This window comes from Blastomonas sp., from assembly GCF_041747255.1.
Taxonomy (GTDB): domain Bacteria; phylum Pseudomonadota; class Alphaproteobacteria; order Sphingomonadales; family Sphingomonadaceae; genus Blastomonas.
In genome coordinates this window covers 1-8,269 of the sequence record NZ_JBGTFM010000007.1, presented here as the reverse complement: position 1 = coordinate 8,269, position 8,269 = coordinate 1, and the positions used below count along the sequence as shown (strand labels likewise).

Here is an 8,269-nt window from a genome sequence, read left to right as displayed (position 1 = left end):
AGCGGCGGGCGCGGCCGTTTGGGCCGTATATGGGAAAGCCCCGCCGGCAACCTCTATTGCAGCACGCTGGTGCGGCTTCGCGTCAACGATGCGCCCGCGCATCTGCTGGCGTTTGTCGCCGGGCTTGCGGTGCTCGATACGGTGCGCGCAGTCATCCCGCAGTGCGATGCGCGGCTGAAATGGCCCAATGACGTGCATGTCGCAGGCGCCAAGCTGTCGGGCATGCTGCTCGAACGGCGCGGCGATGCGGTGGTGGTCGGTATCGGCATCAATGTCGCGCTCGCGCCTGATGTGCCGGGGCGCAGAGTAACCGCGCTGCATCTTGAAGGCGCGGCGCACCAAATTGACGCCGCTGCCGTGCTTGATCTGCTCGCGACCCGTTTTGCCAGCCGGTTGCAGCAATGGCGCAGCGATCACGCGTCGCTGCTTGATACATGGTGCGCCAGTGCGCATATGCCGGGCGAAGCGATGGCGGTTCAGCGCGGAGCGAACGACCGGATCGAAGGCGTGTTCGATGGCCTGCGCAGCGATGGCGCGCTGCGCTTGCGCTGCGCCGATGGCCGGGTAGAAACGATCAGCGCGGGCGATGTCGATCTGATCGGCTGATAGCTGGGTTTGGGTAAAGGACGACAACATGCTGCTTGCGGTTGATGTGGGCAATACCAACGCCGTATTTGCGCTGTTCGATGGGCGCACGATCAAGACGCGGTGGCGGATTTCGACCGACGCGCGGCGCACCGGCGATGAATATGCGGTGTGGCTGAACCAGTTGCTGCAGCTGGAAGGCTATGACCGCAGCCAGATTGCCCGCGTGATCATCTCCACCGTCGTGCCGCGCGCGCTGCACAATCTGCAGGTGCTGTCGCGCAAGTATTTCGATGCCGAACCGCTGATCGCGGGAGTGGCACCCGCCGATTGGCGGATGGAGATCGATGTTGATGAACCCAAGTCGCTGGGTGCCGACCGCGCGGTCAACAGCATCGCGGCGCACGCAATTCACCCGGGCGACATCATCATCATCGACTTTGGCACCGCAACCACCTATGACATCGTTGACTACACGGGGGCCTATAAAGGCGGAATCATCGCGCCAGGGATCAACCTGTCGCTGGATGCGCTGGTCCAGGCCGCTGCGAAACTGCCACGAATCGCGATAGAACCGCCGCGCATGGGCACATCGGTGATCGGTCGCAATACCGAAGATCAGATGCAGATCGGCGTGTTCTGGGGCTATGTCGCGATGATGGAGGGACTAGTTGCCCGGATGCGCGCTGAAATCGGGCGTCCGGTCAAGGTGATCGCCACCGGTGGTCTTGCGGTGCTGTTTGACCAGCACACCGATATTTTTGATGCGGTCGAACCCGACCTGACCCTGCAGGGTCTTGCCATGATTGCCGAAAGGGCATTTTGAATACATGAAACCTGGAAAAGAATTGTTGTTCCTGGCCCTTGGCGGGTCGGGCGAAATTGGCATGAACGCCAACCTTTACGGCTGCAACGGCAAATGGGTGATGGTCGATCTGGGCATGACCTTCAGCGACCCCGCCTATCCGGGCGTGGAGCTGGTCTTCCCTGACCTTGAGTTCATCGAGGAACGTGCCGATGATCTGCTGGGCATCGTGCTGACCCATGGTCATGAGGACCATATCGGCGCGTTGCCATATCTGGCGGCTGACCTTGGTGTGCCGCTGTATGCCACGCCGTTCACCGCTGACCTGATCAAGCGCAAGCTCGAAGAGCAGGGCCTGCTCAAGGAGGTCAAGCTGCATGTTATTGAAAACGAGGGCAGTTTGCAGCTGGGGCCGTTCGGTTTCCGCTATCTGCCGCTCGCGCACTCGATTGCCGAGGGCAACGCGCTGCTGATCGACACGCCTTATGGCAGGATTTTCCATACCGGCGACTGGAAGCTGGACGACGAGCCCATTGTCGGCGTGCCATCGACCCCTCAGGCGCTCACCGCGATCGGCGACGAAGGCGTGCTGGCGATGGTTTGCGATTCGACCAACGTGTTCAATCCCGAGGCGTCGGGCTCAGAAGGCGATGTGCGCGACGCGCTGATCGCCGCGGTCAAGCCGCTCAAGGGCCGCGCGCTGATCACGACTTTCGCATCGAACGTCGCGCGGCTGGACACGCTGGGCGAGGTCGCCAAGGCGACCAACCGCGAATTGTGCGTCGCCGGGCGCTCGCTCGACCGGATCATCGCGGTGGCCAAGGCCAATGGCTATCTCAAGGATCTACCCGAACTGGTTGATTTTGAAGAGGCGATGTCGCTGCCCCGGTGCGAGGTGCTGGTTATCGCGACCGGCGGGCAGGGTGAGCCACGCGCGGCTTTGGCCCGCGTTGCCGATGGCAACCACCAGATCAAGCTGGAGCGCGGCGATACCGTGCTGTTTTCCTCCAAGGTCATTCCCGGCAACGAGATCGCGATCGGCCGCATCCAGAACAAGCTGGCGGGCGATGGCATCCACATGGTCACCGACCGGCAGGCCGACATTCACGTCTCCGGCCACCCTGGACGGCCCGAGCTTGCCGAAATGTACAAGTGGATACGCCCGCAGATCCTCGTGCCGGTGCACGGCGAGATGCGCCATATGGCCGAACAGGCGCGCTTCGGGCTCGAACAGGGCATCCCGTCCACGGTGCTGCAGAAGAATGGTGATCTGGTGCGGCTGGCCCCCGGCAAGCCCGGCGTGATCAGCCAGGAACGCGCTGGCCGTCTGGTGCTTGATGGCGATGTCATCCTGCCCGCCGATGGCCTGACGATGGGCGAACGGCGCAAGCTGGCGCTCAACGGCCAGATCAGCGTCGCGGTGGCGCTGGATCGTGGTGGCCAACTGGTTGGCGCACCGGTAGTGCGTCCGCTCGGCCTGCCGATCGAGGACGATCTCGATGCGTTTGTCGCCGAAACGGTTGCCGATGTGCGCGATGCGGTGGCCAAGCCGGGCAAGTCGCCAAGGGGTCGCGGCAAAGCCAAGCCCAAGGGCGGCGATGGGCAGAACAACGTCGAAGAGGCGATCCGCCTCGCGGTGCGCCGTGCCGCTACCCGCTGGACGGGCAAAAAGCCCGTGGTTACCGTGTTGATGATCGAGGGCTGAGAGACAAACGATGAGCTGGACCAGCATTGCCGCAATTTACCTGCTGTTCTGGGTGATCACCGCGTTTGTGGTGATGCCCTTCGGGCTGCGCACGTCAGAGGAACTGGGCGTTGAGATGGTGCGCGGCCAGGCCGAAAGTGCGCCTGCCAATTTCCGGCCGCTGCGCGTCATCCTTGTGACCACACTAGTCTCGGCGGTGGCCTTTGGCCTGTTTTACGCCAACTATGTCAACGGCTGGATCGGGCCTGATGATGTCAACATTTTCGGCAAGCCGCCGGGGGCATAAGCGCAACAATCAGGCTTATCGGCTACATTGCTGATTATGCGCGACATTGCAGCGCTTATCTGCTAATAATTATTTATCGCGCGACAATTGATCCCAAGCCTACGCGTGACTGAGAGACCAGCACTTGCCTGCTCCACGCTCTTGCTTGCACCTGCAACAGGAGCCTCGCATGCCAGATATCAATCAGCTTTTTCAGCTCCATCAACTTGCCACACAGCGCGCAATCCATGCCGATTGTGCCGATGAGCGCGCCTCGCAGCACGCTCTCGCGCTTGGCTATGCCGCGCAGCTCGATGGCTTGACCTATCCACAGGCGGGCAGTTTCATGCTCGACTGATGTCATTCAGGCGTGCCTCCCGGTTGACCGGTGGGCCTGCCTGTATCTTCACGCACAATGGCCGGGACCGGGCGTTGTGCACGTCGCAATCGTGCTTCCGGTCCCGAATCTGCCTGGGGATGTCCGCATTTTGACGCGGCCCAGACTATCGACACTTAAGGAAATGACTATGCCTATTGGCACCGTAAAGTTTTTCAACGCCGACAAGGGCTATGGCTTCATCCAGCCCGACGATGGCGGCAACGATGCATTCGTGCACATCAGCGCGGTCGAAGCGTCGGGTATGCGTACCCTTGACCGCGACCAGCGCGTCAACTTTGAGCTGGAACAGGATCGTCGCGGCAAGATGGCGGCTGTCCGCCTGTCGGCTGCTGCCTGACGGTTGGCTGCCTCTGTCAGCGTGCGATGTGGGTGGGTCTAGGCCTACCCATTGCCTGATGACCTGAGGCACATGAGCGCGGGGCGGCAGCAATGCCGCTCCGCAGCTCAGTTTCGCATCTTGTGTTCAATTCGCTGAGTTTCTCGGCTAGGCGCGTGCCTATGACCGATGCGAATCCCGATATTCTGCCCGCAGGCCTGTTTGATCTGCTGCCGCCGCGTGCCGAGCATGCTGCGCGCCTGACCAACAGCGCCATGGCGGTGCTCTCCAGCCACGGCTATGACCGGGTGGCTCCCCCCCTTATCGAATATGAACGCTCACTGGCGCTGCGCATGCAGGGCACCGGGCGTCAACATCTGTTCCGCATGGTCGATCCTGCATCAATGCGCACGCTCGCGATCCGGTCTGATATCACCGTGCAGGTGGGCCGGGTGGCGACGACGCTGATGGCGTCAGCGGCGCGGCCCTTGCGTCTGAGCTATGCCGGGCAGGTGCTGCGCATTGCTGCAGACCAGCTCAACCCCGAACGCGAGCGGCTGCAGATAGGCGCTGAGCTCATCGGCCATGACAATGTCGCAGCGGCGCAGGAGGTATTGCGCATCGCCATCGAGGCGCTGGCGAGCGCAGGGGTGACGGGCATCTCGGTGGATCTCACCTTGCCCGATCTGGTCGATACACTTGCCGACACCACATTTCCGATTGACCGGCAGACCATCGATACTGTGCGCCGCGAGCTCGATATGAAAGACGCAGGCGCGCTGGCGGCGCTGGGCGCAGACGCCTATCTGCCGCTGCTCTATGCCACCGGACCGTTCGATGCAGCCATTGCGGCTTTGGCGGCGATTGATGCAGGCGGCGCGCTGGCCAGCCGGATTGAGGCGTTGCGCGCAATTGCCGCCGACCTGCCCGGCGATGTCGCGGTCACGCTCGACCCGACCGAACGCCATGGTTTTGAATATCAAAGCTGGTTCGGCTTTTCGCTCTACGCTGATAATTGCGCCGGCGCGCTCGGACGCGGCGGCACCTATGCGATCCCTGATGGCCAGGGCGGGCACGAGGTCGCGACCGGCTTTTCGCTCTATCCCGATGCGCTGCTCGATCTGGGCGAAGGCGACAATCGCCAGCCGCCCGCCAACATCCTGTTTCTGCCGCTGGGCTATGATCGCGCGGTCGCTGCCCGGCTGCGCGCGATCGGCTGGCGCACCGTTGCCGCGATCAGCGAGGGTGACGATGCGCAGGCGCTGGGCTGCACCCACCGGCTGGATGGCAGCGAGATCGTCTTGCTGTAGAAGCAAAAACGTTCAGAAGCCCGAGAGGAAGTCGGAGACGGCTCGGGTGTGCGGATTGTCCCCAACGCCCAGTTCGCGGTTGATGGTCATATGGGTTTCGCCGTCGATCGATGTGACCTCGGCGCTTGCGCCAGCCGCCGTCAACACAGAAGCGAGGGCATTGGACTGGGTTGCGGCATCGGTCCTGCGGGCGACATGAAGGATGAGCCAGCGCGGAGCATTGGGGGCTGCAGCGTGGGTGATCGGTGAAAGGCGGGCCTGCCGGACAGGGTCGGATCCGAATGCACGCGTATAGATGCTTCTGGCGATCATCGGTTGATCAGCCATTTGCCGGGCGACATCATAGCCCGCGCCATCAAGCAGGATGACCCCGGCGATGCGGCCCATGTCAGCTTGCAGATATGTGGGATCGGTTGCCACCAGGGCAGCCAGATGCGCACCTGCGCTGTGCCCCATCACTAGGATCCGCGCAGGATCGATGCCCAGGGATTGCGCTTCATCGGCAAGCTTGCGCAAGGCTGCAGCGACATCGCGCGCCTGCTGCTCCACCGGGGCTCCAGGAAGCAGGCGATACCCCACAGATGCGAACGCCCAGCCCTTGCTCATGAAGAAGCCTGGCTTATGCTGCACCATGCTTCGGTCGCCATTGTGCCATCCGCCGCCGTGCACATAGACGACCAGCGGAAATCCCGTCCCCGGCGCTGTGCTCTGAGGCAGGTAAAGGTCGACAACCTGCGCAGCATTGCTGCCATAGGCGATCGGTCTGGCCGGAGTGGTCGTGACATTGGTTCCAGCCTTGGGCGCAGCGCCCGCGCCACGCCGCTTGGCGATTCCTTGAACCAACTGTTGCTTGCAGCCAGCGGAAAGCTCGCTTCGCCGCTCTTGCAGGCAGTTCCGAATCTTCGAACGGTCCATCCCGCACAAGCGCACGACCTCGCGACGACATTCGCGATCCAGCAGGCGTTCTTGGCCGCCTGCCTGCTGGGCCAGCACCGGCGCAATCATTCCCGCTGCCACGACCAGCCCCAACATCTTCAAGCGCATCGTCCGCTCCCTGCAATTTCTGATCGGTTTGGTGAAGAATGCCTGTCACACAGCACCTGCGTCCAGTCTCGAAGTGCATTAAATTGTATCGCGTTCCGGCCTAACGTACTGGACGCAGCCGCCTGCCATCACTAGGACGAGCGCGTTTTGCGCGTCGTTGATTGGCGCGTCCATCTTTCAAAAGGGTTGATATCGTGGCCAATGTTACGGTGATCGGCGCCCAATGGGGCGATGAGGGCAAGGGCAAGATTGTCGACTGGCTCGCCGAACGCGCCGATGTGGTGATCCGCTTTCAGGGCGGCCACAATGCCGGCCACACTTTGGTCATCGGCGAAAAGGTGTTCAAGCTGTCGTTGCTGCCCTCGGGCATCGTGCGCGGCACCTTCAGCGTAATCGGCAACGGCGTGGTGCTCGACCCATGGGCGCTGCGCGACGAGGTCGCGCTGCTGCGCGGGCAGGGCGTCGAGATTTCAGCAGACAATCTGGCGATTGCTGACAATTGCGCGCTGATCCTGCCGTTTCATCGCGATCTTGATGCCCTGCGTGAAGACGCCAGCGGCCAGGGCAAGATTGGCACGACGCGGCGCGGCATCGGCCCGGCATATGAGGATAAGGTCGGCAGGCGCGCGATCCGGGTGTGCGATCTGGCGCATCTCGATACGCTCGGTCCGCAGCTCGACCGGCTCTGCGCGCACCATGACGCGTTGCGCGCAGGCTTTGGCGAGCCGCCGATTGATCGCGCCGCGCTGGTTGCACAGCTCACCGAGATCGCCGATTTCGTGCAGCAGTTCGCCCAACCGGTGTGGAAGCGGCTCGGTGAAATACGCCGCGCGGGCGCGCGGATGCTGTTTGAAGGCGCGCAGGGTGTGCTGCTCGATGTCGATCACGGCACCTACCCGTTTGTCACTTCATCGAACACGATCACCGGAAGCGCATCGGGCGGCAGCGGGCTTGGTCCGCAGGCGACGGGCTTCGTGCTTGGCATCGTCAAGGCCTATACGACGCGGGTCGGATCGGGGCCTTTCCCCACCGAGCTTGATGACGAGGTCGGCCAGCGGCTGGGCGAGCGTGGTCGAGAGTTCGGCACGGTTACCGGGCGCAAGCGCCGCTGTGGCTGGTTCGATGCAACGTTGGTGCGGCAAAGCTGCGCCATCGCCGGGGTGACCGGGATCGCGCTCACCAAGCTCGATGTGCTCGATGGTTTCGCCAAACTCAAGATCTGCACAGGATATCGGCTGAACGGCAAGGTGCTCGATTATTTCCCGGCTTATGCGGGCGATCAGGCGGCGGTGCAGCCGATCTATGAAGAGATGGACGGCTGGCACGAGTCGACCGCCGGTGCGCGCAGCTGGGTTGACCTGCCCGCGCAGGCCATCAAATATATCAAGCGGGTGGAGGAGCTGATCCAGTGCCCGGTCGCGCTGGTATCGACCTCGCCCGAACGCGAGGATACGATTTTGGTGCGCGATCCATTTGCCGATTGATCGGAGAGAGAATGTCAGAAGACAGCGCAACGGGTTTCAACGCTGCTGCCATGCCCGGGAAAGCCTTGCAGATTTGTGCGGACAGCGCTGCGCTGGGGGCGCTGATCGGTGCGGCGGGCTGGCCGGTATCGCCGGATGCGCGCGCCCCGGTGTGCAATGTCTACGCGCTCGACTGGCACGATGCGGTTGGTGACGATCCTTCGACGATTGCGCCCTCCTCCGATTGCGCGCTGCTGTGCATTGCCAGCCTCGAAACGCTCGATCAGGCAGATGCGCTGCTGCAGGCACGCGATGTCCATTATGTCATCGGGCGTGACACAGCGCAGATCGGCGCGGCGCTGGCGGAGATCGCGGC

At 62.8% G+C, this 8,269-nt stretch carries 10 protein-coding genes; 9 read left to right on the top strand and 1 reads right to left on the bottom strand.

All coding sequences use genetic code 11. From position 1 onward, the window contains the following. From ACEW8G_RS00380 to ACEW8G_RS00350, 7 genes are all read left to right on the top strand, one after another. Window positions 1–606, top strand: a 606-nt coding sequence (locus ACEW8G_RS00380) for a biotin--[acetyl-CoA-carboxylase] ligase (RefSeq protein ID WP_373486474.1), incomplete at its 5' end; no start/stop codon positions are given. Window positions 607–634: 28 nt separating this feature from the next. Further along, a complete protein-coding gene (locus ACEW8G_RS00375; protein ID WP_373486473.1) occupies window positions 635–1,411 on the top strand; it encodes a type III pantothenate kinase in 777 nt (258 codons plus the stop codon). Between the two features lie 4 nt (window positions 1,412–1,415). Next, window positions 1,416–3,095, top strand: a complete 1,680-nt coding sequence (locus tag ACEW8G_RS00370) for a ribonuclease J (RefSeq protein WP_373486472.1) — start codon at window positions 1,416–1,418, stop codon at window positions 3,093–3,095. A gap of 10 nt (window positions 3,096–3,105) precedes the next feature. Continuing rightward, on the top strand, window positions 3,106–3,381 hold the full coding sequence (locus ACEW8G_RS00365; RefSeq protein WP_373486471.1) for a DUF1467 family protein: 276 nt from the start codon (window positions 3,106–3,108) through the stop codon (window positions 3,379–3,381). A gap of 169 nt (window positions 3,382–3,550) precedes the next feature. Next, the gene (locus ACEW8G_RS00360) at window positions 3,551–3,718 is read left to right on the top strand and encodes a hypothetical protein (protein ID WP_373486470.1); all 168 of its coding nucleotides are present in this window, start codon (window positions 3,551–3,553) and stop codon (window positions 3,716–3,718) included. Between the two features lie 169 nt (window positions 3,719–3,887). Continuing rightward, complete coding sequence (locus tag ACEW8G_RS00355; RefSeq protein WP_017671033.1) at window positions 3,888–4,097, top strand: cold-shock protein; 210 nt, start codon at window positions 3,888–3,890, stop codon at window positions 4,095–4,097. Between the two features lie 161 nt (window positions 4,098–4,258). Next, complete coding sequence (locus ACEW8G_RS00350; RefSeq protein ID WP_373486469.1) at window positions 4,259–5,386, top strand: ATP phosphoribosyltransferase regulatory subunit; 1,128 nt, start codon at window positions 4,259–4,261, stop codon at window positions 5,384–5,386. A gap of 12 nt (window positions 5,387–5,398) precedes the next feature. Here the strand turns inward: ACEW8G_RS00350 and ACEW8G_RS00345 are convergent, their stop codons facing one another. Next, on the bottom strand, window positions 5,399–6,430 hold the full coding sequence (locus ACEW8G_RS00345; protein ID WP_373486468.1) for an alpha/beta hydrolase: 1,032 nt from the start codon (window positions 6,428–6,430) through the stop codon (window positions 5,399–5,401). Between the two features lie 194 nt (window positions 6,431–6,624). Here ACEW8G_RS00345 and ACEW8G_RS00340 point away from each other — a divergent pair, with 194 nt between their 5' ends. Both ACEW8G_RS00340 and ACEW8G_RS00335 read left to right on the top strand, forming a co-directional pair. Further along, window positions 6,625–7,914, top strand: coding sequence for an adenylosuccinate synthase (locus ACEW8G_RS00340; RefSeq protein ID WP_373486467.1), 1,290 nt, complete (start codon window positions 6,625–6,627; stop codon window positions 7,912–7,914). An 11-nt stretch (window positions 7,915–7,925) separates the two neighbouring features. Further along, a partial coding sequence (locus tag ACEW8G_RS00335; protein WP_373486466.1) for a hypothetical protein occupies window positions 7,926–8,269 on the top strand: 344 nt, incomplete at its 3' end.

Coding starts and splice junctions, on each gene's coding strand:
- ACEW8G_RS00355 (WP_017671033.1), top strand. CDS start 3,888: ATGCCTATTGGCACCGTAAAGTTTTTCAACGCCGACAAGGGCTATGGC.
- ACEW8G_RS00350 (WP_373486469.1), top strand. CDS start 4,259: ATGACCGATGCGAATCCCGATATTCTGCCCGCAGGCCTGTTTGATCTG.
- ACEW8G_RS00360 (WP_373486470.1), top strand. CDS start 3,551: ATGCCAGATATCAATCAGCTTTTTCAGCTCCATCAACTTGCCACACAG.
- ACEW8G_RS00370 (WP_373486472.1), top strand. CDS start 1,416: ATGAAACCTGGAAAAGAATTGTTGTTCCTGGCCCTTGGCGGGTCGGGC.
- ACEW8G_RS00365 (WP_373486471.1), top strand. CDS start 3,106: ATGAGCTGGACCAGCATTGCCGCAATTTACCTGCTGTTCTGGGTGATC.
- ACEW8G_RS00345 (WP_373486468.1), bottom strand. CDS start 6,430: ATGCGCTTGAAGATGTTGGGGCTGGTCGTGGCAGCGGGAATGATTGCG.
- ACEW8G_RS00375 (WP_373486473.1), top strand. CDS start 635: ATGCTGCTTGCGGTTGATGTGGGCAATACCAACGCCGTATTTGCGCTG.